The sequence below is a fragment of the Pararhodobacter marinus genome (genome assembly GCF_003122215.1).
Lineage (GTDB): Bacteria > Pseudomonadota > Alphaproteobacteria > Rhodobacterales > Rhodobacteraceae > Pararhodobacter > Pararhodobacter marinus.
The window spans coordinates 50817-77036 of record NZ_QEYD01000009.1 but is presented as its reverse complement, the minus strand read 5'-3'; the positions used below and the strand labels follow the sequence as shown (position 1 = coordinate 77036).

The window sequence follows — 26220 nt, the reverse complement described above, 5'->3', positions numbered from 1 at the left end:
GAAGCGTCATGGACAGCAGCGCGAATACGCGGTTTCCGCCCGGGATTAAAGCCCAATGGGGGGCCGGACCCCGCATAAGCGCCGATTAGGGCCCGAAAATCTCAGTCCGTGCGGTCCTGCGAGAACAGATAGATCGCGCAGCCCGCCAGCAAGAGCAGCCCGAACAGCAGGAAGATCGCCTGATAGGGGGCCTCGGGCGGGACCGGCGCGGTCGCGCGGTGCAGGCCGCCCGACACGGTCTGCATCACCCCGACCCCGCCGATGCCGAACAGGTTCATCAGCGTGACGCCGCGCCCCAGCAGATGCGGCGGAAAGAAGCTGCGGCCATGGGCGATCATCAGCGGAAAGGACGAGCCGAACAGCCCCACCCCCGCCAGAAGCGCCGTGGCGGGCAGGAAGCCGATGGTCGGCACCGCCCAGAGCGTCAGGATACAGGCCGCGCCCAGAACGTTGCCCGTCAGCACCACCCATTTGCGCGTGCCGAAGACGCGGTCGAGCGGACCATAAGCGAAGGATCCCGCCACCATCGCCAGCGCCATGGCCAGCGTGACCCAGCCGATATCGATCGCGCTGGCGCCGTAGACATCGGCAAAGAACGGCCCGGCCCAGAGCCCGCGCACGGCGGCGGCGGGGACATAGTTCACCGCCATCAAGGGCAGGATCAGCCACAGGGCCGGGATCCTCAGCACATCGAACAGCGATCCCCGGCCGGCCTCGTGCCGGGGCAGCGGCGGCGGGTCCTGCACCAGCCGCATGAGCGCCAGCGCCACCGCCAGCGTCACGCCTGCCAGCGTCAGCACGGTCAGCCGCCAGCCAAAGCTCTCCGCGGCCCAGGCCAGCGGCCAGGCGCCGGCCAGGTTGCCCAGCGTACCGAAGCCGATGATCGCGCCCGCCAGCGTGGCGAAGACCCGGGCGGGATACATCCGGCCGAAGATGTAATAGCTGGCCATCAGCACGGGCGAGCAGCCAATGCCGATCAGGATCATCGCCACATGGATGTGCCACGGCGCCTGCGCCAGCCCGAAGACCAGCGCGCCGCCAGCCCCCGCGACGCCCAGAAGCCAGGCCGAGATGCGGCGCGGTCCGATCCGGTCGAGCGCGGCGCCCACCGGGATCTGCATCAGGGCGAAGGTCAGGAACCAGAGGCCCGACGACAGCGCCAGATCCTCGGGCAGAGCGCCGATATCGCGCGACAGAAGCGGCGAGAGCACGGCCAGGAACGCGCGGTAGAACTGGCTCAGCACATAGGCGAGGACCAGAAAGGAGATGCCGAGTTTCACGCCGCTTTTCCCGAAATGATTAAACAGCGTGCAGTTATGCGGATTGCGCAGGCAACGTCCAGAGCGCGCGCGTCGATTCCGACGCCCGATTCGCCGCGCCGTTCGCCCTGCCGTGCGGAGTCAGGCCAGATGCGGGCGGAAGGCCGCGACCACCTGCTTGTAGATCTCGCGCTTGAAGGGGACGATCGCCTCGATCATCTCATCTGCCGTGACCCAGCGCCATTCGCTGAATTCCGGATGTTCCTGCTCCAGGTCGATCTGATCGTCGCGGCCGAGATAGCGCAGCAGGTACCATTTCTGCTGCTGGCCCCGGTAGCGGCCCTTCCACATCTTGCCCAGCAATTCGGGCGGAAGGTCATAGCACAGCCAGTCGGGCGTCTCGGCCAGCACCTGGACCAGCGCCGGGGCGACGCCGGTCTCTTCCTGAAGCTCGCGCAGGGCGGCGGCGCGGGGGTCTTCGCCCGCGTCGATCCCACCCTGCGGCATCTGCCAGGCCGGGACCGCGCTGTCGAGCCGCCTTGCGGCAAAGATCATGCCGCGCCCGTCGATCATCATCACGCCGACATTGGGCCGGTAGGGCAGCGCCTGAAGCTCTTCGGGCGTCATCAGTTGTCGTTCATCGCCGACAGGCCGCGCAGGATGTCGAGCGCGTAGGCCAGCTGATAATCCTCGTCGCGCAGCTGGGCGACCTCTTCGGCGGCGCGCTCTTCCTCCTCCATCTGCCGGCGTTCATCGTCGGTGATGTTGGTGTTGGACAGCGCGCCCCGCAGCGTCGATTCCGAGCGCAGCGGGCGCGGCACGGCGCCGTCTTCCTCGGGCGCGATGGCGGCATCGTGGCGCTGGGGCTGGTGCACGACGATGTCGGGAGCCACGCCCAGCGCCTGGATCGACCGCCCCGAGGGGGTGTAGTACAGGGCCGTCGTCAGCCGCATCGCGCCGTCGCCGCGCAGCGGGATCAGCGACTGGACCGAGCCCTTGCCGAAGCTGCGCTCGCCCACCACGACCGCGCGGCGGTGATCCTGCAGCGCGCCCGCGACGATCTCGCTTGCCGAGGCCGAGCCGCCGTTGATCAGCACCACCATGGGCCGCCCTTCGATCAGGTCGCCGGGCGTGGCGTTGTAACGCTCGCCCTCGGCCTCGTCGCGGCCGCGGGTCGAGACGACCTCGCCCTGTTCCAGGAACGCATCAGACACGCGGATCGCCTGCATCAGCAGGCCGCCGGGATTGTTGCGCAGGTCCAGCACGATCCCCTGAAGCTGGTCGATCCCGCCCAGTTCCTCGATGCCCTGCTGAAGCTCGGCTTCAAGATTGTCGTAGGTCTGTTCGTTGAAGGTCGTCACGCGCAGCACGACGATATTGCCCTCGACCCGCGAGCGCACCGCCTGAATGCGGATCGTGTCGCGGATGATCGACAGGTCGAAGGGCTCGCTCACGCCCTCGCGCAGGATCGTCACGACGATCTCGCTGCCGACCGGGCCGCGCATCAGATCGACCGCTTCGGGCAGCGTCAGGCCCAGAAGCGACACGCCGTCCACATGCGTCAGCAAATCGCCGGGCTGCACGCCGGCATCGGCGGCGGGGGTCTCGTCGATCGGGGTGATGACGCGGACATAACCGTCCTGCTGGGTGATCTCGATCCCCAGCCCGCCAAAGGCGCCCCGGGTCTGCACACGCATGTCTTCGTAATCGTCGGGCGGCAGATAGCTGGAATGCGGGTCGAGCGAGTTCAGCATGCCGTTGATCGCCGCCTCGATCAGCTGGCCGGTATCCGCTTCGTTGACATATTGCGCGCGGATCCGCTCGAAGACGTCGCCGAACAGGTCGAGCTGCTCATAGACCGACTGGTTGGCGTCCTGTTCCTGCGCCAGAAGCGGCGCGGCGACCTGCGTCGACAGCACGGCACCGCCCAGGATGCCCGCCGCCGCTGCCACCAGATACTTGTTCATGCTTCCATCCCGTCTGTCGGTCCTGCGCGCCCTGTCGCACGCGTGTCCAGCCGTTTCACGGCTCCTGTCCACTCAAATCGAACCAGTCGGCAGGGTCAATGGCCTGCCCGTTCCGCCGCAATTCCAGATACAGCGTTTCGCTGCGGCTCGCTACCTCGTCGGCGCGCACGAATTCGTCAGCCACGGGATCGCCCCCGGGCATCAGGCCCAGCGCGTCGCCCTGCGCCAGCACCTCGCCCGCGCGCGGATAGACCACGTCGAGCCCCGCCACCACGATCAGCCAGCCCTCGCCCGGTTCCAGAAGCACGACATTGCCGTAATCCAGAAGCGGCCCGCGATAGCGCACGGTGCCGTACCACGGCGCCACGACCAGCGCCCCCGGCTCGGTCGCCAGAACCAGCCCCGGACGTTCGATCCCGGCGGCGTCGGCCTCGCCCGCGCCGCGCAGGATCGTGGCGATGGCGGGCAGTTCCAGCCGCCCGCGCGCGGTTTCGAACAACGGCAGTTCCGAGGCCGTGCCCGAGGGCCGCTCGGCCAGCCCGGCCGCCAGTCCCTGCAGCGTGCGCACCGATTCCAGAAGCGCCAGCATCCGTGCCTCGTCATCGCCCACCCGGGGGGGCAATTCGCGCCGGTCGGCCATCGCCTGGCTCAACTCGGCGCGCGCGCCCTGCAGGCTGGCCAGCCCCGAGGCCAGGGTCTCGACCGCGTCCTCGCGCACCGCGCGCAGGTCGCGCAATTCGCGCACCAGCGTGCCGATACGATCGGCCTCGGCCTGCATGCCGGCCGCGACATCGGCGATCATCATTCCCGCCCGCGCCGTGGCCAGAGGCCCCTGCGGATGCACCATCATCACCGGCCCCTCGACCCGCTCGACGGCCATCATCGCGCCCAGAACGCGGCTGACCTGTGCCTGCTGCTGCTCAAGCACACGCGCGACGGCGGCCTCGCGCAGGGCGGCCTCGCGCATCCCCTCGCGCAGCGCCGACAACCCGGCCTCGTGCGCTTGGATCGCGCGGGTCAGCGCCTCGATCTGGTCGGGCGCCTGCCGGGCCTCGCCCAGGCTGTCGATCGCGGTCAGAAGGTCGATCGCGGCGGCCTGCGCGTTCTCGGCGGTATTGGCCAGACCCGGCGCCGCCGGGCTCAGTCCCAGCCCCGCCGCGAGCATCCAGCCCAGAAAGCCCCCGCGCCTCATGGATCAGGCCTTCCGGATCAGGCTTTTGCCGGTCATCTCGTCAGGCTGCGGCAATCCCATGAGCGCCAGCAGCGTGGGCGCCACATCGGCCAGCCGGCCATCGGCCAGCGTCGCGCCCTCGGGCCCGCCGATCAGCGCCACGGGAACCAGATTGGTGGTATGCGCGGTATGCGGCCCGCCGGTGGCGTAGTCGATCATCTGCTCGCAATTGCCATGGTCCGCGGTCAGCACCATCGCACCGCCCGCCTTCTCGAGAGCGGTCAGAACCGTGCCCAGGCCCTGATCCACCGCCTCAACCGCGCGGATCCCGGCCTCGACCACGCCGGTATGACCGACCATGTCGGGATTGGCGAAATTGGTGACGATCAGGTCATAGCCCGCCTCGATCGCCTCGACGAATTTCTCCGTCACCTGCGCGGCCGACATCTCGGGCTGCAGATCGTAGGTCGCCACTTTCGGCGAGGGCGGCATGAAACGGTCCTCGCCCTCTTCGGGCACTTCCTTGCCGCCGTTGAGGAAGAAGGTCACATGCGGGTATTTCTCGGTCTCGGCCAGCCGGAACTGGCGCAGCCCCTGCTTTGCCACCCATTCGCCCAGCGTGTTGCGGATCACCCGCTTGGGGAAGGCCGTCTTCATGAAGGCGTTGTGGGCCTCGGAATATTCCACCATGCCCAGCATCATCGCCCAGTCGGGCCGCTGGCGCGCCTCGAACCCGTTGAAGGCAGGCGCCCCCACCGCGGCGAGGATCTCGCGCGCGCGGTCGGCGCGGAAGTTCAGACAGAACAGGCCGTCGCCGCTGCGCGCGCCCTTGTAGTTGCCGATCACCGTGGGCAGGATGAACTCATCCGTCTCGCCCGCCGCGTAGGCCTGCGCGACGGCGGCCTGCGCATCGGGCGCCTCGCGCCCCGAAGCCCGAACCATCGCGTCATAGGCCTTCTCGACCCGCTCCCAGCGCGAATCGCGGTCCATCGCGTAATAGCGCCCGATCACGGTGCCGATGCTGGCCCCTTCGGGCAGGCTGGCCACCAGATCGGCGATGAACCCATCGGCCGATTTCGGCGCCACGTCGCGCCCGTCGGTGATCGCATGGATCACCACCGGCACGCCCGCGCCCGCGATCGCCGCGACGGCCGCCTTGAGATGGGTGATATGCCCGTGCACGCCGCCATCCGACACCAGCGCCATCAGATGCGCGGTGCCGCCCGTGCCTTGCAGCCGCTTGATGAAGGTCAGCAGCGCCGCGTTCTGCGCGAAGGAACCGTCCTCGACCGCCAGGTCGATCTGGCCCAGATCCATCGCCACCACCCGGCCCGCGCCGATATTGGTGTGGCCGACCTCGGAATTGCCCATCTGGCCGGCGGGCAGGCCCACGTCATTGCCGAAAGTCACCAGCGTCGCATGCGGGCAGGTCGCCATCACCCGGTCGAAATTCGGCGTATCGGCAAGAGCTACGGCATTGCCTTCGGTCTTCGGATTGATCCCCCATCCGTCGAGAATGCACAGAACGACGGGTTTCTTGCCGGTCATGCCGGGCCTCCGGTCTTTTGTGGCCTGTTGTCCGGCACTGTCTATGCCCCTGACCGGCCGGGAGCAATGCCGAAGACCCGCGCTGCGCATCATGTCGCGCGCGGCGGCCTCGAGACGCGGCGCGCCCGAAAGGGGGGCTGTCTGCCCCCCTCGGCCTGCGGCCTCACCCCCCGAGGATATTTGGGGAACAAAGATGCCGGTTAGCGACGCGTTAACGCCCATCTTTGTTCTTCAAATATCCCGGGGGTCCGGGGGCTGGCCCCCGGGGCTGTCGGCCAGCCCGGCGCCGGATCGACTCGACTCGTTTTGTCCGGCGCGCTAAATGAGAACATATCAAGAACAAATGGCCGATGTCCGCGCGTATCCTGTCCCTGTTCCTCCCCCGCCTCGCCAGCGATCTCGTGCGGCGGCGGGCGCGCAAGGTGAGCGAGCCTCTGGTGCTGGTGGCGCGCCGGGGCCGGGGCGAGGTCGTGGCCTGCCTGTCCCCGGCGGCCTCGGCCCAGGGGCTGCGCTGCGGGCAATCCCTGTCCGAGGCGCGCAGCCTGGTGCCCGGCCTGACCACCCGCCCGTACGATCCCGCCCTGCCCCGCCGCGCGCTGCAGGCGCTGCGCCGCCAAGCGCTGCGCTATGCGCCCTGGGTCGCGGTCGACGGCGAGGACGGGCTGGTGCTGGACCTGACGGGATCGGCGCATCTGATGGGGGGCGAGGCGGCGCTCTGCGCGGACATGGCGCAGCGCCTGGCGGCGATGGGGATCGAGGCGCGGATCGCCGTGGCGCCGACGCGCGGCGCGGCCTGGGGGCTGGCGCGGTTCGCGCCCGGCCCGGTCACGCTGGCCGAGGAGGCGGGCGCGGCGATTGCGCCGCTGCCGATGGCCGCGCTCAGGATCGAGGCCGAGACCGTCGCCGGGCTGGCGCGGCTGGGCCTGACGCGGATCGCGGATCTCGGGCGCACGCCCCGCGCGCCGCTGACCCGCCGTTTCGGGCCCGAGCTGATGATGCGGCTCGACCAGGCGCAGGGCGTGCTGCGCGAACCCGTCGCCGCGCCCGCCGAAACCGCGCCCCATGCCGTGCGCCTGTCGCTGCCCGAGCCGATCGGCACGTCGCAGGACGTGATGGCGGGGCTCACGCGGCTGCTGGAACGGCTGTGCCGCAGGCTCGAACGCGAAGAGGCCGGGGCGCGCCAGCTCCGGCTGGAACTGGCGCGCGCGGATGGCGGCCGGGCCGAGGCCGAGATCGCCCTGGCCCGGCCGATGCGCGAGGCGGCGGCGATGGCCGCGCTGTTCGAGCGCGCGATCGACGCGCTGGAGGCGGGGTTCGGCTTCGATGCGCTGCGGCTTTCGGCGCCCCTGGTCGAGGCCCTGCCGCCCGCGCAACTGACCGGCGGCGGCGGCACCCGGCGGGGCGGGACGTCGCCCGCGCAGGGCGGGGCGCGCAGCGGCAGCTCGGAGGCGCTGGCCGATCTGATGACGCGGCTGGGCAACCGGGTCGGGCTGGAGGCGCTGATCCGCCCCCTGCCCGCCGACAGCCATATCCCCGAGCGCGCCTTTCTCAGCGCCGCCGCCGCCTTCACCGAACCGCCGGACGGCTGGCCGCGTCCCGGGCCGGCCGACGGGCGCCCCGGCGCCGTGCGGCCGCTGGTGCTGTTCCCGCCCGAGCCGCTCGACGCCCCGGCCCTGCCCGATCCGCCCCGGCACCTGCGCTGGCGGCGGCAGGCGCTGACGCGGCTGCGGGTATTCGGTCCCGAGCGGCTGACGCCGGAATGGTGGCTGGACGATCCGCTCTGGCGCAGCGGGGTGCGCGATTACTGGCGGCTGGACACGCTCGAAGGGCCGCGGCTGTGGATCTTCTTCACGCCGCAGGATCCCGGCTGGGCGGTGCAGGGGGAGTTCGAATGATCCCCGAGGACAGGATGGAAGAGACCGGAACCGGTGGCGCTGCCGATGGCGGGTCTCCGGAGTATTTGGGACAAGGTGAAAGGCACGAAGGCACGCCGGACGAAAGGCGGGTCGATCTGGCCCCCGGCACGCGCTATGCCGAGCTTTGCGTGACGACGAATTTCACCTTCCTGACCGGGGCCTCGCATCCCGAGGAGATGGTCGCGCGCGCCGCCGAACTGGGGCTCGAGGCAGTGGCGATCACCGACCGCAACAGCCTTGCGGGCGTGGTCCGCGCGCATTCCGCGCTGCGCGAGATCCGGCGCGGACTGGCCGAGGGCGGCACGGTGACGATTCGCGGGCAGGTCGTGCACGACCCGTCCAGCCGGCAGGACGACCGCGGCGCGGGCCTTCCGGTTCCGCCGCGCCTGCCCCGGCTGATCGTCGGCGCGCGGCTTGTCTTCAGCGACAGCCCGGTCGAGTGGCTGGCCCTGCCCACCGACCGCGACGCCTATGCGCGGCTGTCGCGGATGCTGTCCACCGGCAAGCGGCGCGCCCGCAAGGGGCGGTGCGATCTGCATCTGGCCGACCTGCAGGCCGAGGGCGAGGGGCTGATCCTGATCGGGCTGCCGCCCGAGGAGGCCTCGCCCGGGGCCGAAGACCCGGAGGCGCGCACGACCGAGGCGCGGCTACGCGACATGATGCGGCGCTTTCCCGGCCATGTCTTCCTGGGCGCCGCGCCGCGTTACGACGGGCGCGACCGCGCGCGGCTGGCCGAGCGCGCGCGGCTGGCGCAGCGCACCGGGGTGCCGATGGTGGCCCTGGGCGACGTGCTGATGCATCACGCGCGGCGGCGGCGGCTGGCCGATGTGCTGACCTGTCTGCGCGAGGGCTGCACCATCGACCGGATCGGCCGGCGCGCCCTGCCCAATGCCGAGCGGCGGCTGAAAGCCCCCGCCGACATGGCGCGGATGTTCCGCGATCATCCGGCCGCGATCCGGCGCACGCTGGACATCGCCCGGCGCTGCACCTTCTCGCTGGATGAGCTGAGCTACGATTATCCCGACGAGATCAGCAACGGCGAACCGCCGCAGAAGCGGCTGGAGCGGCTGACCATCGAGGGGCTGCGCCGCCGCTTCCCGCGCGGCACACCGCAGGACACGCTGCAGAAGGTCGAGAAAGAGCTGCGCATCATCGGCACGCTGGGCTTTGCCGCCTATTTCCTGACCGTCAACGATATCGTGACCTTCGCGCGCTCGCGCGGGATCCTGTGTCAGGGCCGGGGCTCGGCCGCCAATTCGGTGATCTGCTACGCGCTGGGGATCACCGAGGTGGCGCCCGACACGATCAGCATGGTCTTCGAGCGCTTCATGTCCGAGGCGCGCGGCGAGCCGCCCGATATCGACGTCGATTTCGAGCACGAGCGCCGCGAAGAGGTGATCCAGCATATCTACGAGACCTATGGCCGCCACCGCGCCGGGCTGACCGCGACGGTGATCCATTTCCGCTCGCGCGCGGCGATCCGCGAGGTGGGCAAGGTCATGGGCCTGTCCGAGGATCTGCTGGCCGCCATCGCCTCGGGATCGTGGGGCTGGTCGTCGCGCGCGCCCTCGCGTGATTCGCTTCTGGAACTGGGGCTCAATCCCGACGACCGCAGGCTGGCGCAGACGCTGGACCTGATCGCCGAGATCATCGGCTTCCCGCGTCACCTGTCGCAGCATGTGGGCGGCTTCGTCATCACCCGGGGGCGGCTGGATGAACTCTGCCCCATCGAGAACGCGACGATGGACGGGCGCACCGTCATCGAATGGGACAAGGACGATATCGACGCGCTGGGGATCCTGAAGGTGGATGTGCTCAGCCTCGGGATGCTGACCTGCATCCGCAAGGCCTTCGACCTGATCGCGCAGCACCGGGGCCAGCACTGGGACCTTGAAAATCTGCCGCGCGAGGATCCCGACACCTATGACATGCTGTGCCGCGCCGATGCCATCGGGGTGTTTCAGGTCGAAAGCCGCGCGCAGATGGCCTTTCTGCCGCGCATGAAGCCGCGCGAATTCTACGATCTGGTGATCGAGGTGGCGATCATCCGCCCCGGCCCGATTCAGGGTGGGATGGTGCATCCCTATATCAACCGCCGTCAGGGCAAGGAGGAGGTCGTCCTGCCCTCGACCGAATTGCGCGCGGTGCTGGAGCGGACGATGGGCGTGCCGCTGTTCCAGGAACAGGCGATGCAGATCGCCGTGGTCGCGGCCGGTTTCACCCCCGAAGAGGCCGACCGCCTGCGCCGCTCGCTGGCGACCTTCAAGCGGATGGGCACGATCGGCACCTTCAAGGACCGCTTCATCGGCGGGATGCTGGCTCGCGGCTATGACCTGCCCTTCGCCGAGCAATGCTTCGCCCAGATCGAGGGCTTCGGCGAATACGGGTTCCCCGAAAGCCACGCCGCCAGCTTCGCGCTTCTGGTCTATGCCTCGGCCTGGCTGAAGCGGCACCACCCGGCGGCCTTTACCTGCGCGTTGCTCAATTCCCAGCCGATGGGCTTTTATGCCCCCGCCCAGCTGGTGCGCGACCTGCAGGAACACGGGCACGAGGTCCGGCCGATCAGCGTCAACCATTCGGAATGGGACAACACGCTGGAAAGGCGGCCCGACGGCGCGCTGGCGCTCAGGCTGGGGTTTCGCCAGATCAAGGGCCTGCGCGAAGAGGACGCGCAATGGATCACCGCCTGCCGGGGCAACGGCTATCCGGATGTGGAAAGCCTGTGGCGGCGCGCGGGCGTGGCGCCGGCCGCGCTGGAAAAGCTGGCACTGGCCGATGCTTTCGCGCCGATGCGGCTGAACCGGCGCGACGCGCTCTGGGCGGTGAAGGCCATTCGCGCGCCCAAGCCCCTGCCGCTGTTCGGCGATACCGGCGAGGGCGTCATCGAACCCGAGGCCGACCTGCCGCAGATGACGCTGGGCGAGCAGGTGATCGACGATTACCTGTCGCTGCGCCTGAGCCTGCGCGCGCATCCGATGGAGATCGTGCGCCCCAACCTGCCCGGTCTCACCGCTGCCGCCGATCTGGGACAATCCCCGCTTGCCGTCAGCGTCTGTGGGCTGGTCATCACCCGGCAGCGGCCCGGCACCGCCTCGGGGGTGATCTTCATCACGCTCGAGGACGAGACCGGCGTGTGCAACGTCGTCGTCTGGCCCAAGGTCTATGAACGCTTCCGCCGGATCGTCATCGGCGGGCGGCTGCTGAAGATCACCGGGCGGCTGCAGCGGCAGGAAGGCATCATCCACCTGATCGCCGAAACGGTCGAGGATTACTCGATGGCGCTGAACTACCTGGGCGAGCTGGGGACCGAGGCGATCGACCCGACCGAGGGGCGCGGCGACGAGACCCGCCGCCCGGTGCCGCTGCGCGAATTGCCGGGCAAGCATCCGCTGCGCTCGAAGACGGGCGGCGGCGGCGGGCGGGTGCATCCGCGCGATCAGGCGCGGATCCTGTTTCCCAGCCGGGACTTCCATTGAGCCCCCGAACCTGCCCCCGCTTGACCCCGGCCCTCGCAGCGGGCACCTGTGACACCACCCGATCCCCGAGACGAGAGCGTCATGGCCCTGACCGAAAGCGAACTGAACGACCTTCAAAGCCTGATGCAGGACGAGCGTTTCGACGACGCGATCGTCGCCGCGCGCGGCATGTTGCGGCGCAATGCCGATGTGCCGCTGCTCTACAACGTGATGGGCGTGGCGATGATGCAGACCGGGCGGCCCGACGACGCCACCCGCGCCTTCCAGCGCGCCCATGCCATGGCGCCCGATTACACCGAGGTGACGCATAACCTCGTCGCGGCGCTGATCGGAACCGGCCGCGTCGCCGAGGCCGAGGCGCCGATCCGCGCCGCGCTCAGGGACAGGCCCGGCGACCCTTCGCTGCTGCGCAACCTTGCCAGCGCGCTGGTGCTCAAGGCCGACTGGCCCGCCGCGCAAGAGGCCGCAAAGCAGGCGATGATCGCCGAACCCGGCCATCCCGCCGCCCGCGTCATGCTGGCCTCGATCCAGCGCGAGCAGGGGCAGCTGACCGAGGCGCTCGAAACCCTCGCCCCGCTTGCGGACGTGGCCGAGGCACAGCTGGTCCGGGGCGAGATCCTTGCGGCGCAGGGCGAACCCGGCGCGGCGCGCGCCGCCTTCGAGGCCGCGCTGGCGCTCGATCCGGCCGAGGTCGCCGCGTGGGAGGGCATCGCCGCCGTCACCACCTTCGCCCCGGACGATCCCCGGCTCGACCGGCTGCGCGCGGCGCTCGACGCGGCAAGCGGCGAGGCCCGCACGCGGCTGTCCTTCGTGCTGGCCCGGGCGCTGGCCGACAGCGGCGCCGACGCGCAGGTCTTCGCGCTGCTCGACACCGCGCAGGCCGTTCGTCGCCAGCAGGCCCCGGCCTATTCCCACGCCCAGCGCCGCAAGGAGATCGGCCGCATCCGCACGCTCTTTGGCCCGGAACAGGTCGCCGCCCTTTCCGCGCAGGGCCGGACGGATGTGCAGCCCGTCTTCCTGATCGGGATGCCCGGCACGGCGGCCGAGACCGTGGCGCGCGCGCTCGCCGCGCATCCGCAGATCCACGCCACCGACGCGCCCGGCGCGATCCCCGGGCTGGGCCGCGCCGTGCTGGCCGCGCCGCGCGTGATGACGCCGGACTGGGTTGCCGCGCGGGCCGGGGCGCTGGCCTCGGGGGCCAGCGATGCGCCGCGCCTTTTCGATCCCACGCCCGCCAATGCGGACTGGGCCGGGCTGATCCTGACGCTGTTCCCCAAGGCCCGCATCGTGCATGTCACGCGCGATCCCCGCGCCACCGCGCTTGATCTCTACGCGCAGGACATGCCCGCCGAGCCCTTCCCCTGGGCGCATGATCTGGAGGATATCGCCAGCTATCACGCCCAGCTTGACGCACTGATCGAGCATTGGCAGGCGCAGTTTCCCGATGCCTTCGTGACCTGCCGCTACGAGGGTCTGCGCGCCGATCCCGACCCGCAGCTTCGTGCTCTGGCCGAGGCTTTGGGCCTCGCGCCTCATCCGGCGATGATGGAAGCACTGGACGCCCCCGGCGCGTTCGAGGACTGGACGCGCCATGAGGATGCGCTCGCCCCCTTCATTCGCGCCATGGCCCGCCAGGACCGTCCGCTCTGACGAAAAGGCCCGGCAACAGCCGGGCCTTTTCTGTCGTCTTTGGCGGCGGTTACTTGCCTGCCGACGGTGCGGCCGGGGCTTCTGCTGCCGGCGCGGGCGCCGGTGCGGCCTCGTGACCCACGAAATCGTAGCTGCCCTGCCACGAGCCGTAATTCGAGGTCGTGACGCCATTCGCGCTCGACCCCTGATAGCTTTGCTGGCCGGGCACGATGCGGATCTCGACCACGCCGGTTTCGCCGACGGCCAGGGCGCCAGCATGAACCGCCGCCACGGCCACCGCCGAATCGTCGGTATAGGGCCCCGATCCCCAGACCGAACCGCGATCCGATCCCGTCACGCTGAAGCGGAAGGTCTGGCCCACGCGGTCACGGTAATCGGTCAGGCTGGCGGGCGCCGGTTCCACGGCGGCCTCGGGCAGGACGAACTGGTAGCTGCCGCTCCACGAGCCGTAATCCGACGTGGTCACCCCGTTCGCGGGCGAGCCCTGATAGCTTTGCTGCCCCGGCAGGATCGTCACCGTCACCGGCCCGGTTTCGCCCATGCCGATCGCCCCGGCATGAACCGCCGCCGCCGCCAGCGCGGAATCGTCGGTATAGATATCCGAGCCCCAGACCGATCCCCGGTCCGTGCCGGTCACGGTGAAGGTAAAGCTCTGCCCGACCCGGTCGCGGTAATCGGTCAGGTTGCCGGGATCGGCCATCGCCTGCATCCCGCCCCCGCCATCGCCGCCCTGCGACGCGCCGCCTTGCGAACCGCCCCCCGGCGGCGTGCCGAAGGTTTCCAGAACCAGCCGCGCCGCGCAGGTCTGCGGCGCATACGTTCCGACCCAGATGTCATAGGCCCCGGCGGGCGCGTTCGGGATACGGATCCCGGGATTGAGCTCGCGGTCGTCGTCGTTGAAATGCCACGTCCCCGAGGCATCGTTGACCAGAAGCACGGTATCGCAGGTCCCCTCGACCCGCAGCTCCAGCTCGCGCCCGGCATCGTTTTCCGAGAAGGTGAAGTCGAAATCCGGCTGCGTGATCACCCAGCCATAGCCCTCGACGGGACAGGTGGCGAGATCGACATTCCCGCCCGCCACGACATCCACGGCCTGCGGCACCCAGAGCTGTTCGGACCCGAATGCGATGGGCGTGCCCTGCAGGCTCCAGTCCGGGCAGGCGAAGGCGCCGCTGGCGCTCATGCTGCCGATCAGGGCCAGCGCAGCCACGGCCCGCGGGCGGGTGGGGGTGAAAACATGAATCATCTTGTCCTCCTGGTAAGAAATGCTCGGCCGGTCGACCCGGCCTGTTCAAAGGGCCGCGCGGCGCCTGTGCAAGGCGCAGGGCAAGGCGTTCCGCAAGCTGGCACGCCAGGCCGGGGCTGCGCTGATGCGATGCACAAGGGGCGGCGGCCAAACCGTGATCGGAGATGCGGGCCCATGCCGCTCCTTTCGCTGTCACTTGCCCGCGACCGGAACCAGAAAGGCTCGCAGCGCAGAAAATAGTCTTTTTCAAACGCCGCGAATGCTGCGCCGGACGGGCGACAAAGGCAAGAAATAAAGCCGTGAAGTCGGAAGGCGCATGGCGGCCCGCGCGGCTCAGTCCGCGCGCAAAAGAACCAGAAGCGCCACCGCGATCAGCGCGATTCCCGGCAGCACGATCGCCCCGGGCACACCATGGCCCAGCGCCAGTTCCCACAGGATCACCCAGGCGGGCGTGCCATAAGTATAGGCCATCACCCGCGAAGCCGGCAGACGCTGGGCGGCGAACTGCACCGCCGACCCCGCCAGCGCGGTTGCAAACACCACCAGATAGGCCAGCACCAACCAGACCCGCCCCGGCAGCGCCAGCCAGTCGGTCGCGGCGATCTCGCGCCAGCCATAGGTCGCGAACAGGATGAACCCGGCCAGCGTCATCAGCGAGGCGGTGACAAAAGCGCTTTCCCCGCGGTTCAGCCATTTCAGCGCGGGCGCGTAAAAGGCATGCAGCGCGCAGCCGACGAAATAAAGCTGTTCGCCAAACCCGATCTCGAACCGAACCATCGCCGTCCAGTCGCCGCGAAAGATCACCCAGGCCGCGCCAACCGCCCCGATGGCCAGAGCGCCCGCGACCCGCGGCAACAGCTTCTGGCCCAGAAGCGGCACCGCGATCAGCGCGGTCATCAGTGGCGTCAGGGTGAAGATCACGCCCGCCTGGACCGGATCGGCGGTCTTCAGCGCCTCGAACATCAGGACGAAATAGCCGCCATAGAACACCGCCAGCACCGCGTAGCGCCACGGTGCGCGCAAGTCCTCGCGCGTGAAGCCGCGCGCGCCGTGGCGCCCGGCGGCGGGCAACAGCACCACCATCACCGCCAGGACCGCCGAGGCCAGCAGGAACCGCACCGAGGTCAGCGCCACCGGCGCGATGTCGTTGGCGACCATCGCGCCCAGACTGAACGACCCCGACACGGCCGCCGAAAAGCCCAGCATCGCCGCGTGACCGCGCAGCGCCTGCTGGCGGCCGCGCATCGCGCCATAGCCGGGGGCGGGCCGGGATCCGGACGCGTCGGTCATTGCTTGAAGGCCTGCTTGATCACCGAAACCGCCGCCTGAACCTTGGGCGTGCGGTGCAGGTCGACATGGGTGACCAGCCAGATGGTGAAATCCCATTCCGGGCGGCTGGGCATGACCTGGACCAGATCCTCCGCATCCTCTTCCCCGAAGAGAAACCCGAGACCCAGCCCGTCGGCGATGGCGACGCGGCGCGCCTCGGCCTCGTTCGAGCGGAACACGACATGCGGCGCGGGGTCGAGACGGGCGAACCATTGCGCGAAGGGCGCGCGGTTGTCGTCCAGCTCCTCGGCCACGAACCGATGGTGTTGCAGCTCGGACACATCGGCGGGCCGGCCGTGTTCTTCCAGATAGGCGGGGCTGGCATAAAGAGAGACGGGGCAGGTCAGCAGCGGCTGCACGACATTGTCGGGTTCGGTCGGGCGGTTGCCTGCCCGCAGCGCCACATGCGCCTCGCCGTATTCCAGCCGCAGCACCCGCCGCTCTGTCTTCACCCGCAGCACCAGATCGGGATAGGTCTTGTTGAGCGTCAGGAGCGCCGGGCGCAGCAGCGGGACGATGCCCGGCAGCGTGGTGATGACCAGATCCCCCTCGATCCCGGTGCCGACGCCCGTCAGCCGCGTGCCGAGCTGGGCGAATTGCTCGTCGGTGACGCGGCCCACCTGCGCCAGCGCGTTGCCTGCCTCGGTCGGGGTGTAGCCGCGCGCGTGCCGCTGGAACAGCTTCACGCCCAGCCGGGCCTCGAGCGCGTCGATATGCCGGATCACCGTGGCATGGTGAACGCCCAGGATCTCGGCCGCGCCGCTGACCGTCCCCGCGCGCGCAACCTGCCACGCGGTGCGGATTTCATCCCAGGATTCGATGCTCATCGGGTCATTCTCTTGCGACGTCGGGCCTTTGCGATGTCGCGGGCATCTTGGGGGCGCAGGGCGGCCGGTGCAACCGGATTTACCGCCCCCGTGGCGACCCTGTGGCGACGCCCGGCCCCGCGCCACCGCCTTGACGCCGCCGGCTTGACGCCGCGCCGCAGAGCGCCTCTTATCGCCGTGAAACTGCCCGGCACGATGCCACGGGCACGAACCGCCCGGCAAGAACCGACGGAGGCCCCATGCAGCCCGACACCCACGCCCTTCTCGTCATCGACGTCCAGAACGATTTCTGCCCCGGCGGCGCGCTGGCGGTCAGCGACGGCGATGCCGTGATCGCGCCGATCAACGCGATGATGGAGGATTTCGCCGTCACCGTCCTGACGCAGGACTGGCACCCCGCCGACCACACGTCCTTTGCCGCCAATCATCCGGGGGCCGAGCCCTTCTCGCTGACCGAGATGCCCTATGGTCCGCAGGTGCTGTGGCCCACCCATTGCGTGCAGGGCAGCCGGGGCGCGGCATTTCACGAGGGCTTGCGCACCGATCCCGCCGATCTGATCATCCGCAAGGGCTTTCGCCCGGCCATCGACAGCTATTCGGCCTTTTTCGAGAACGACAAGACCACGCCCACCGGGCTGGACGGCTATCTGCGTGCACGGGGCGTCACGGCGGTCACGCTCGCGGGCCTTGCCACCGATTACTGCGTGGCCTTCTCGGCGCTTGATGCGGCCAAGCTGGGCTTTGACGTCAGCGTGAGGCTCGATGCCTGCCGGGCCATCGACCTCGACGGCTCGCTCGCCTCGGCGCTTGAGCAGATGCGCGCGGCGGGGGTGAGGCTGATCGGCTGATCAGCGCCCGCCGCCCACTTCCATCACGGCGCCCGTGACATAGGACGCGGCCGGGCTGCACAGCCACAGGATCATCTCGGCCACTTCCTCGGGGCGTCCGGGACGTCCCAGCGCGGCCAGATGTGCCAGGTCCTGCGCGCGACCCGGCCGCCCGCCACTGGCATGGATGCCGGTATCGATCAGCCCCGGGCGCACCGCGTTCACCCGCACCCCCTGCGCCGCCAACTCCCGGGAGAGCCCCAGCGCCAGCGTTTCGACACCGGCCTTGGCGGCGGCGTAATCCACGTATTCCCCGGCGGCCCCCAGCCGGGCCGCGACGGACGACACCAGCACGATCGCGCCGCCCTTACCCTTGCCGTTGCCGAGCCGCCGCGCCGCCTCGCGCGCCGTGAAAAGCGCGCCCAGAAGGTTCACCTCGACCACGCGGCGCAGCCGGTCGGTCCCGGTCCCGGCCAGGGACGACGAGGGCGCCACGATCCCCGCATTGACCACGACCGCGTCCAGCCCGCCCAACGCGCTTTCGGCGACATCGAACAGGGCCGCCACCGCGTCGGGATCGCTGACCTCGCCCGGCTTTGCCACCGCGCGGGCGCCCGTCGCCTCGAGATCGGCCACCAGCGCCTGCGCCGCCGCGTCGTCCCCGCGATAGCCCAGCGCCAGATCCCAGCCGCGCGCGGCGGCCATCCGCGCCGTCGCCCGCCCGATCCCGCGCGTCCCCCCGGTGATCAGCATCCGCTTGCGCATCCCGCCCCCCCTTTTTGCAAAGGCTAGCGGCGCGCCGGTGCAGGGTCCATCTTTACCAAGCGCCGGCCCGGCCTTACCGTGCAGCGCATGTCACGCATCCTTGTCAGCGCCTGCCTGCTGGGCGCCCCGGTCCGCTATGACGGACGCGCCAAGACCCTGAGCGGAACGCTCCTCGATACCTGGCGGGCCGAGGGGCGCCTCGTCCCGCTCTGCCCCGAGGTTTCGGCAGGCCTTGCCACCCCCCGCCGCCCCGCCGAGATCGAACCCGGCGCCACCGCTGCCGAGGTTCTCGACGGCAAGGCCCGCGTGCTGACCGATACCGGCGAGGATGTCACCGCCTTCTTCACGGATGGCGCACAGATCGCGCTCGATACCGCCCGCGCGCGCGATTGCCGCGTGGCGCTTCTCACCGATGCCAGCCCCTCCTGCGGCAGCCGCTGGGTTTATTCGGGCCATCACGACGGCACCCGGCTTGCGGGGCGCGGCGTGGTCAGCGAATTGCTGGAACGGCACGGCATCCGCGTCTTCAGCCCGCGCGACATCGCCGCCCTGGCCAGCCTGCTGGCCTGACGCCCCTTGCCCCGCCCGGCCACCGCGCCCATCTGTGCCGCATCCCGAAAGGCCAAGCCGTGTCACCGTCCAACCAGCCCCCCCGCCCCGACCTGCGCCGCGACCCGGCGGCATGGCTGGTTGCGCTGCCCGTCCGCGCCTACCGGCTGCTGCTCAGCCCGTGGGTGGGCCATGGCTGCCGTTTCCAGCCCACCTGCTCGGCCTATTCGATGGAAGCGCTGAGCCGGCATGGTGCGCTCAAGGGCGGCTGGCTGACGCTGAGACGCCTTGCCGCCTGCCACCCCTGGGGCCGGTCCGGCTATGACCCGGTGCCCGGCGCGGACCCGGAATGGGACGCGCGGCGCGGATGCGGCCACGATCACCACTGAGCCCGCGCTGCTTGACCTGCCAGGGCCAATGCCACTATGGCACGCGGTCAGGAGGGCCCAGCCCATGCGCGACGATCCCAAGCTCGACCCGATGCTCGACACAGACCGCCCGGAAGCCGGCGACGATATCCACGCGCTGTTCCACGGCGCGCCGAAATCGACCGAGTTCCGCAAGCTGCGCAAGCGGCTGGTCCAGCAGGTGCGCGAGGCGACCGAGACCTTCGGCATGATCCGCCCCGGCGACAAGTGGCTCGTCTGCCTGTCGGGGGGCAAGGACAGCTACACGCTGCTCGCCGTCCTGCACGAATTGCAATGGCGCGGCCTGCTGCCCGTCGAGCTTCTGGCCTGCAACCTCGATCAGGGTCAGCCCGGCTTTCCCGCGACGGTCCTGCCCGAGTTCCTGACGAAGATGGGCGTGCCCCACCGGATCGAGTATCAGGACACCTATTCCATCGTCGTCGACAAGGTCCCGCAGGGCCGGACCTATTGCGCGCTCTGCTCGCGCTTGCGCCGGGGCAACTTGTACCGGATCGCGCGCGAAGAGGGCTGCACCTCGGTCGTCCTGGGCCATCACCGCGACGACATGCTGGAAACCTTTTTCATGAACCTGTTCCATGGCGGGCGGCTGGCAACCATGCCGCCCAAGCTGTTGAACGAGGAAGGCGACCTGACCGTCCTGCGCCCGCTCGCCTTCGTGGCCGAGGCCGATTGCGAGAAATTCGCCCGCGCGATGAATTACCCGGTCATTCCCTGCGACCTGTGCGGCTCGCAGGACGGGCTGCAGCGCCAGCAGGTCAAGGGTATCCTCGATGAATGGGAGCGCCGGACGCCGGGTCGGCGCAACGTGATGTTCAAGGCGCTGATGAACGCACGCCCCTCGCATCTGGTGGACCCAAAGCTGTTCGATTTCGCGGGGCTCTGGCCCTCGGCCCCCAGCGAGGGAGAAGCCGCGCAGGCTCAGCCGGATGCCGGTTCAATTGACTCGAATTCGAGCGAAATTCCCCGTTTGCGTTAAACTTTCCGTCATGACCCGCGACCAGCCTGTGACCGCAGCCCGCATGACGGCGCGGAAACCGGAACGGCGCGCGGATGAAGACGACCGCATATCATTGGCTCATTCGACAGGCGGCGCGGCCGGGGCTCTGGCTACTGGTGCCGGTCCCGGTGCTGACGCTGGTGACCATCCTGGCGGACCTGCCGGAGGGGGTGCGACTGGCCGTGCTCATCCCCCAGGCGCTGCTGCTGCGGGCCGCGTTCCGCATCCTGCAACGGACCGGTCCGCGGGCGGGCATCGCCCCGGATAGCGACACCAGCCTGCGCCAGCGGGACGATATCCTCGCCCTGCTGCGCGCCGGGCGGACAGGCACCACCGGCGCGGCGGCGCTGGCGATCCGCCTCGACGAAGCCCCGAGGCTGCGCCGGCAGCTGGGCCCCGCCCGCTATGCCGCGCTTCTGGACGCGCTCACGCTGAACCTTGGCACGGTCCTGCGCGCGCAGGACCTGTTCTGTCCGCTGGACGACGATGGATTCGGCGTCGCCCTGGGCAATGTCGCGCGGGCGGGCGAGCCAGGAGGCGATGCGGGGGGCGATACGGGGACCGTTTTCCGGATCTGCCAGCGCATCGTCTCCCGGCTGAGCGAACCGCTCACGATCGACGGCGCCGCGCTCTGGCCCAGCGTGTCGATCGGCTATTGCCTGTCGCCCCGCGCGGCCATGCTGAACGGACTTGACATGCTGCAGGCTGCGGAAAGGGCGGCGCGCAAGGCGCTCGTTGCCGGGCCGGGTGCGGTGGTCAGCTATTCGGTCGTGGATTTTCCCGCCGCGCTCAGCGGCAACCGCGTCGCAGACCTGCGCCGCGCACTCGAGACGGGCGAAATCCGCGCGCATTTTCAGCCGCAGATAAAGACCGATACCGGTGCCGTCAGCGGCTTCGAAGCGCTGGCGCGCTGGCATCATCCGAAATCCGGCCTGCTGCCACCCGGCGAATTTCTGCCGCAGATCGAAGCGGCGGGATTGTCGGGAAAACTGGCCGCGCGAATGCTGACCGATGCCCTGACGATGCTGAGCGGCCTCGACGCGGCAGGACTGGCGGCCCCCAAAGTGTCGATCAATTGTTCGGCCGAGGACCTGCGCAACGCGCGGCTGGCCGACGAGATCGCGTGGGAGCTCGACCGCTTCGACCTGACACCCGACCGGCTGAGCATCGAGATCCTCGAAACCGTCGTGGCCAATGACGAAGACGATACCGCGGTCCGCACCATTGCCCGCCTCGCCACCATGGGCTGCGGCATCGACCTGGACGATTTCGGCACCGGCCACGCCTCGATCGCGACGATCCGCCGCTTCGCCATCAGCCGGATAAAGATCGACCGCAGTTTCGTCACCAACCTGCATGCCGACGAAGACCAATGCCGCATGGTGGCCGCGATCCTGTCGATGGCCCGACAGCTGGGTGTCGAGACCCTGGCCGAAGGGGTGGAGCATCCGGCCGAGCAAGTGAAGCTGGCGCAGATGGGCTGCGACCATCTGCAGGGATTCGCCATCGCCCGGCCGATGCCGGCCTCTGACCTTCCGACCTGGCTGAACGCTCACCGTCAGGCGCTGGAACGGGGCGAGCCCTGGCTCGACGACGTCGCGCAAACCCGCGCGCCTCCGGGTCACGCGGCCCAGTAAGGCCCGCGCCGCGCGGGTCTTCGGGCGGTCGGGCCTGCGGCGTGATCGCGGCCTACATGGGGGTCGGCGGCTGCGGGGCCGAGGCATGGTCGGAACGGCCAGACCGCGCGCAAAGGGCTCCCTCACCGGGCCCATGGTCCAAGACCCGGTCCAACTACCCTTCACGACACCGTTCAAGCCTCGGAGGCAAATCCGGGGCATCCAAAGCAGTGTCCTGAAAAAAGGGCGCGAGCGAAAGAAACGCGGCGGGCCCGGCAAGAACCACCCCGCCCCGAACGGTATCGGCCCGCTGCCGATTGGCGAAACCAGCGCCCGGCGGGAAGACCCGGCCGCGGCTCTCGCAAAGCGCATCCGCACCATCCTCTCGCCTTGCCGACGGGGCGACGGCTCTCGCGCTGCGACAGCCGGTCCGGCCTGTGTCCGGTATCGCCATTCCTCCTTTGTCGTCTTAGCCGAGGTCGGGAATGCGCCATGCGATCCCGCTTCGAGCCAACGGGCGTGACCTATCGCTGTCTATGGACCGTGTTGAACAGCCCCACGGCGCCTTCGCAGCGCCAGACGCCGAATGCATATTGTCCCGACTGCCGACCATACCGAGGGGCGTTCAAACGCGGCTTGGCAGATATGGTATCTCGATACCCGCCGCCCTTCAGGAGTGCCGCGACCACTCGGATGGTTCACGCATCCCGCTTCCGGCTGCCCGCAAAACAGGCGGGGCGCGCGCCGTTGCCGTGTTCGGTGCCCGCGCGTCCCCCTTCCGTGCACGTCGCGCCCCCGGCAGACCGCCGGATATGGCGGCCAAGCATTCGTCGCTTCGCGGGGGCACGGCCACAATGCCCCCCGCAGGGTTCAGAGCCCGCCGGTTCGGGAACATCGCGTCCCGAGCCGTCCGACGATCGTCAAGACTCCATGGGTTGCCGTCGGTCGAAAGATGCGCTCCCGGCCCAGGTCTTGCCTGTAACCAATCGGAACCTGCAGCGGACTTCCGGCGCCTGTGCGACTTGACCGCACGGCCCCGCCCCGACGCGGTCCCCTGCCTTTGCGGGACTGCCTTGCGCTCTCGCCGGGCATGGTTCTGACAGATCGCCCCCCCGTTCCGCCGGGCGCGGCGCATCGCCGCACAGGCAGCGCCCGGCACCGCAGCCCCTTGCCCCGGCGGACCTCCCTGCGCCGCGCCACCCGCGCCACAGGGAGGTCCGCCTGCATTCCCGGTCCGCCTCGACGGCCCTCGGCTCCGGACCGGCGCCCCCGGGTCCGGCCCGGCCGGACCCCGCTTCCGGCCCCGCGTCCAACCGCCCGCGCGGCCGGTTATCCGGGGAATCCGCTTGACCTTTGGGAGCAAGGTCTGTTGAACCGGCGCTGCACCAATACGCGTCCCGAAAGGTCAAGCGGAATCCCCTGATGGAAGATCAAACCAAGAACCTGATCCTCGCCTTCGCCCTGAGCCTCGCGGTCATCATGGGATGGTTCGCCCTGTTCCCGCCGCCCGAGCCTCAACCCGGTGAAACGGTCTCGCAAAGCGAACTGGTCCCGCCTCCGGCGCAGGACGCGCCCGCGGACGGCGACGCGACGCTGGCCGAACCGCTGGAACAGACGCCGCGCATCGCCATCGACACGCCGCACCTGACCGGCTCGATCGCGCTGATCGGCGGCCGGTTCGACGACATGCAGCTGCGCGACTATACCGAAACGCTGGACCCCGACAGCGACGCGGTGCACCTGCTCAACCCCAATGGCGGCAGCCGGCACCCGTTCTATGCGCTCTACGGCTGGACCCCGCGCGGCGGACTGACCTATGAACAGGTGCCCGGCCCGTCGACCCAGTGGCGCCAGGTCGGCGACAACGCGCTGAGCGTCGGCAACCCGGTGACGCTGGAATGGGACAATGGCGAAGGGCTGATCTTCACCCGCGTCATCAGCGTCGACGAGCAGTACATGTTCACCGTGGATCAGGCGGTCGAGAACACCACCGGCACCGCCGTCTCGCTCGATCCCTATTCGATCCTGGCCCAGCACGGCATCCCCGAGGATCTGGAACGGTTCTTCATCTCGCATGAGGGGCTCGTGCAGATGACCGACGGCGCGCTGCTCGAGGCGGATTACGGCGACATGGAGGATTACCAGGTCAGCGACCGCGAGCGGATCCCGACGCTGTCGACCACCGCCGCGAACAACGCCTGGATCGGTTTCACGTCGAAATACTTCATGGCCACGCTGGTCGGGATGCCCGGTCAGGGCATGACCGCGGTCGCGCAATACGTGCCGGGCGCGAATATCTACCAGGCCAGCCTGCGCCAGCCCGCGATCACCGTGCAGCCGGGCGAAACCGCGTCGTCCAGCTCGATGCTGTTCACCGGGGCCAAGGAATTCAACGTCCTGAACGCCTACGAGAACGACCTTCAGGTCGAGCGTTTCACCGACGCCATCGACTGGGGCTGGTTCTTCTTCCTGACCCGCCCGATCTTCCGCGTGCTCAACTTCTACTACCAGACGATCGGCAACATGGGCTGGGCGATCCTGGCGCTGACGCTGACGCTGAAGGCCATCCTGCTGCCGCTGGCGTGGAAATCCTACGTCTCGATGGCGCGGATGAAAGAGCTTCAGCCCGAGATGCAGAAGATCAAGGAGCGCGCCGGCGACGACCGCCAGAAGCTGCAACAGGAGATGATGTCGCTTTATCGCGACCGCAAGGTGAACCCGGCCGCCGGCTGTCTGCCGCTGCTGTTGCAGATCCCGATCTTCTTCTCGCTCTACAAGGTGATCTTCGTCACCATCGAATTGCGGCATGCCCCCTTCGTCGGCGTGTTCAATGACCTGTCCGCGCCCGATCCGACCTCGATCTACAACTTCTTCGGCCTGCTGCCCTGGGCGGCACCCGATCCGGGGTCGCTGATGGCGACGATCTTCCTGGGCGTGCTGCCGCTCCTGTTCGGCATCTCGATGTGGTTCCAGATGCGCCTGAACCCGGCGCCCGCGGATCCGATGCAGGCAACGATCTTCAACTGGATGCCGTGGATCTTCATGTTCGTGATGGGCGGCTTCGCCTCGGGGCTGCTGATCTACTGGATCGGGAACAACATCATCACCTTCATCCAGCAATATTCGATCATGACGGCGCATGGGTCGCGGCCCGACCTGTTCGGCAACATCCGATCCTCGTTCAAACGCAAAAAGGCGGCGAACAAGGACGCGAAACCGAGCGGCAAGGCGAAGTGAGCGACGCGCGGCTGGTGCATATCGTCCGCCACCCGGTGAAATCGCTGGGCTGGCAGATGCTGGAAAGGGCGGTCCTGTCTCAGGGCCGCCCGCTCCCGTTCGACCGGATCTTCGCCGTCGCGACCCAAGCCGCCAAGTTCGAAGGCGCGCCCGAAGGCTGGCAGCCAAAGCGCAGTTTCGCCCGGGGCGCGGCCGAGGGCCGGTTGATGGCGATCCGTGCCGCGTTCGACGAGACGACCGCGCAGATCACCCTCAGCCATCCCGACCTTGCCCCGTTCACCGGCACACTGCCCGAGGACGGCCCCGCGCTTGTCGACTGGCTGCGTCCGCTCTGGCCCGACTCGCGTCCGGCTTTGCGCGGTCTGGTCGCGCGCCGTGACGGTGGCGACCTGACGGACCGGCCCGGCGGACGCGTGTCGCTGATGAACCTCGCCTCGCTGCGGGCGCTGTCCGAGCGGATGGGCATGGACCTGTCGATCCACCGCTTCCGGGGCAACCTGTGGCTCGACGGGCTGGCGCCGTGGCAGGAATTCGACCTTGTCGGGCGCGAGCTGCGCATCGGTCAGACCCGCCTGCGCGTCGAGGCGCCGATCACCCGCTGCGTCGCCACGACCTATGACCCGCTGACCGGCAAAGCCGACGGCGATACGCTCGCCGCGCTCGAAACCGGCTGGCACCACCGCGACCTCGGCGCGCTGGCGAGCGTGCTCGACGGCGGCGAGATCGCTCTCGGAGACCCGGTGGAGATCCTGACATGACCATGCTGCCCTTCCCCGAGGCCCCGCAGCCCACGCCCGAAGACACCGAGGCCGGACGCAAGCTGTTCGCCGGGCCGGTCGATTTCGTCAAAGGCGTGGTCGCGATGTCCGGCCTGCCGCCCGCCGACCGGCTGGAGATCTGCTTTGCCGGGCGTTCGAATGTCGGCAAATCCAGCCTGATCAACGCGCTGACGGGCCGCAAGGCGCTGGCGCGGACGTCGAACACGCCGGGGCGGACGCAGGAAATCAACTATTTCGACGTGGGCGAGAAGCTCTTTCTCGTCGACCTGCCCGGCTATGGATTCGCCGAGGCGCCGGTTGCCGTGGTGCGTCAGTGGCAGGCGCTTCTGAAAAGCTACCTGTCGGGCCGCGCCACCCTGCGCCGGGCCTTCGTGCTGATCGACATGCGCCACGGCATCAAGAAGGTCGACGAAGAGATCCTCGACCTTCTCAACAAGGCCGCGGTGACCTTTCAGGTCGTGCTGACCAAGGCCGACAAGATCAGCGCCGCGCAGCGCGACAAGACGCTCGACCAGGTGCGCAAGGCACTGGCCAAGCATCCCGCCGCCTATCCCGAGCTGCTTGTCACCTCGTCGGAAAAGGGCGAGGGTATCGCCACGCTCCGCGCCATCATCGCCACCATGCAGTAACGCC

At 69.3% G+C, this 26220-nt stretch carries 20 protein-coding genes; 11 read left to right on the top strand and 9 right to left on the bottom strand.

Features of this window, described 5'->3' with window-relative positions; translation table 11 throughout:
* Window positions 1–101: 101 nt before the first annotated feature.
* From C4N9_RS14955 to gpmI, 5 genes are all read right to left on the bottom strand, one after another.
* On the bottom strand, window positions 102–1280 hold the full coding sequence (locus C4N9_RS14955; RefSeq protein ID WP_109534150.1) for an MFS transporter: 1179 nt from the start codon (window positions 1278–1280) through the stop codon (window positions 102–104).
* Between the two features lie 120 nt (window positions 1281–1400).
* Window positions 1401–1886 carry an RNA pyrophosphohydrolase gene (locus C4N9_RS14950; RefSeq protein WP_109534149.1) on the bottom strand — a complete coding sequence of 162 codons (486 nt, stop codon included), beginning with the start codon at window positions 1884–1886 and terminating at the stop codon, window positions 1401–1403.
* Window positions 1886–3226 (bottom strand): S41 family peptidase, encoded by a 1341-nt coding sequence (locus tag C4N9_RS14945; RefSeq protein ID WP_109534148.1) that lies wholly within the window; start codon window positions 3224–3226, stop codon window positions 1886–1888. The genes C4N9_RS14950 and C4N9_RS14945 overlap by 1 nt, the downstream gene beginning before the upstream one ends.
* 55 nt (window positions 3227–3281) lie before the next feature.
* Window positions 3282–4418, bottom strand: coding sequence for a murein hydrolase activator EnvC family protein (locus tag C4N9_RS14940; protein WP_109534147.1), 1137 nt, complete (start codon window positions 4416–4418; stop codon window positions 3282–3284).
* Window positions 4419–4421: 3 nt separating this feature from the next.
* Entirely contained in the window at window positions 4422–5945 is a 1524-nt protein-coding gene (gene gpmI / locus C4N9_RS14935) for a 2,3-bisphosphoglycerate-independent phosphoglycerate mutase (RefSeq protein ID WP_109534146.1), read from the bottom strand.
* A gap of 350 nt (window positions 5946–6295) precedes the next feature.
* Between gpmI and C4N9_RS14930 the strand changes: the two genes are divergently transcribed.
* The 3 genes from C4N9_RS14930 to C4N9_RS14920 all read left to right on the top strand — a co-directional run bounded on the left by C4N9_RS14930 (window position 6296) and on the right by C4N9_RS14920 (window position 12987).
* Window positions 6296–7840: a Y-family DNA polymerase gene (locus tag C4N9_RS14930; RefSeq protein ID WP_109534145.1), complete on the top strand. Its 1545-nt coding sequence runs from the start codon at window positions 6296–6298 to the stop codon at window positions 7838–7840.
* Window positions 7837–11337: an error-prone DNA polymerase gene (locus C4N9_RS14925; protein WP_245902577.1), complete on the top strand. Its 3501-nt coding sequence runs from the start codon at window positions 7837–7839 to the stop codon at window positions 11335–11337. Before C4N9_RS14930 ends, C4N9_RS14925 begins: the two co-directional genes overlap by 4 nt.
* Before the next feature lie 81 nt (window positions 11338–11418).
* Window positions 11419–12987 (top strand): tetratricopeptide repeat-containing sulfotransferase family protein, encoded by a 1569-nt coding sequence (locus C4N9_RS14920; protein WP_109534144.1) that lies wholly within the window; start codon window positions 11419–11421, stop codon window positions 12985–12987.
* A 49-nt stretch (window positions 12988–13036) separates the two neighbouring features.
* Here the strand turns inward: C4N9_RS14920 and C4N9_RS14915 are convergent, their stop codons facing one another.
* From C4N9_RS14915 to C4N9_RS14905, 3 genes are all read right to left on the bottom strand, one after another.
* The gene (locus C4N9_RS14915; RefSeq protein ID WP_109534143.1) at window positions 13037–14233 is read right to left on the bottom strand and encodes an LCCL domain-containing protein; all 1197 of its coding nucleotides are present in this window, start codon (window positions 14231–14233) and stop codon (window positions 13037–13039) included.
* 333 nt (window positions 14234–14566) lie between these two features.
* Window positions 14567–15523, bottom strand: coding sequence for a DMT family transporter (locus tag C4N9_RS14910; RefSeq protein ID WP_245902576.1), 957 nt, complete (start codon window positions 15521–15523; stop codon window positions 14567–14569).
* Window positions 15520–16389, bottom strand: a complete 870-nt coding sequence (locus C4N9_RS14905) for a LysR family transcriptional regulator (RefSeq protein WP_109534142.1) — start codon at window positions 16387–16389, stop codon at window positions 15520–15522. Before C4N9_RS14905 ends, C4N9_RS14910 begins: the two co-directional genes overlap by 4 nt.
* 239 nt (window positions 16390–16628) lie before the next feature.
* Between C4N9_RS14905 and pncA the strand changes: the two genes are divergently transcribed.
* Window positions 16629–17237, top strand: coding sequence for a bifunctional nicotinamidase/pyrazinamidase (gene pncA, locus C4N9_RS14900; protein ID WP_109534141.1), 609 nt, complete (start codon window positions 16629–16631; stop codon window positions 17235–17237).
* On the opposite strand, the gene C4N9_RS14895 is transcribed toward pncA, so the two are convergent.
* Window positions 17238–17981: an SDR family oxidoreductase gene (locus C4N9_RS14895; RefSeq protein WP_109534140.1), complete on the bottom strand. Its 744-nt coding sequence runs from the start codon at window positions 17979–17981 to the stop codon at window positions 17238–17240.
* Between the two features lie 87 nt (window positions 17982–18068).
* On the opposite strand from C4N9_RS14895, the gene C4N9_RS14890 reads away from it, so the two are divergent.
* The 7 genes from C4N9_RS14890 to yihA all read left to right on the top strand — a co-directional run bounded on the left by C4N9_RS14890 (window position 18069) and on the right by yihA (window position 26216).
* Window positions 18069–18551, top strand: coding sequence for a 2-thiouracil desulfurase family protein (locus C4N9_RS14890; protein ID WP_109534283.1), 483 nt, complete (start codon window positions 18069–18071; stop codon window positions 18549–18551).
* A 92-nt stretch (window positions 18552–18643) separates the two neighbouring features.
* Window positions 18644–18919 carry a membrane protein insertion efficiency factor YidD gene (gene yidD / locus C4N9_RS14885; protein ID WP_109534282.1) on the top strand — a complete coding sequence of 92 codons (276 nt, stop codon included), beginning with the start codon at window positions 18644–18646 and terminating at the stop codon, window positions 18917–18919.
* Window positions 18920–18983: 64 nt separating this feature from the next.
* Complete coding sequence (ttcA, locus tag C4N9_RS14880) at window positions 18984–19934, top strand: tRNA 2-thiocytidine(32) synthetase TtcA (protein ID WP_425440805.1); 951 nt, start codon at window positions 18984–18986, stop codon at window positions 19932–19934.
* A 74-nt stretch (window positions 19935–20008) separates the two neighbouring features.
* Window positions 20009–21592, top strand: coding sequence for a GGDEF domain-containing phosphodiesterase (locus C4N9_RS14875; protein ID WP_109534139.1), 1584 nt, complete (start codon window positions 20009–20011; stop codon window positions 21590–21592).
* A gap of 1401 nt (window positions 21593–22993) precedes the next feature.
* Window positions 22994–24808 (top strand): membrane protein insertase YidC, encoded by a 1815-nt coding sequence (yidC, locus tag C4N9_RS14870; protein WP_109534138.1) that lies wholly within the window; start codon window positions 22994–22996, stop codon window positions 24806–24808.
* On the top strand, window positions 24805–25566 hold the full coding sequence (locus C4N9_RS14865) for an MOSC domain-containing protein (RefSeq protein ID WP_245902575.1): 762 nt from the start codon (window positions 24805–24807) through the stop codon (window positions 25564–25566). The genes yidC and C4N9_RS14865 overlap by 4 nt, the downstream gene beginning before the upstream one ends.
* Window positions 25563–26216, top strand: coding sequence for a ribosome biogenesis GTP-binding protein YihA/YsxC (gene yihA, locus C4N9_RS14860; protein WP_109534137.1), 654 nt, complete (start codon window positions 25563–25565; stop codon window positions 26214–26216). The genes C4N9_RS14865 and yihA overlap by 4 nt, the downstream gene beginning before the upstream one ends.
* The last annotated feature ends 4 nt before the right edge of the window (window positions 26217–26220 follow it).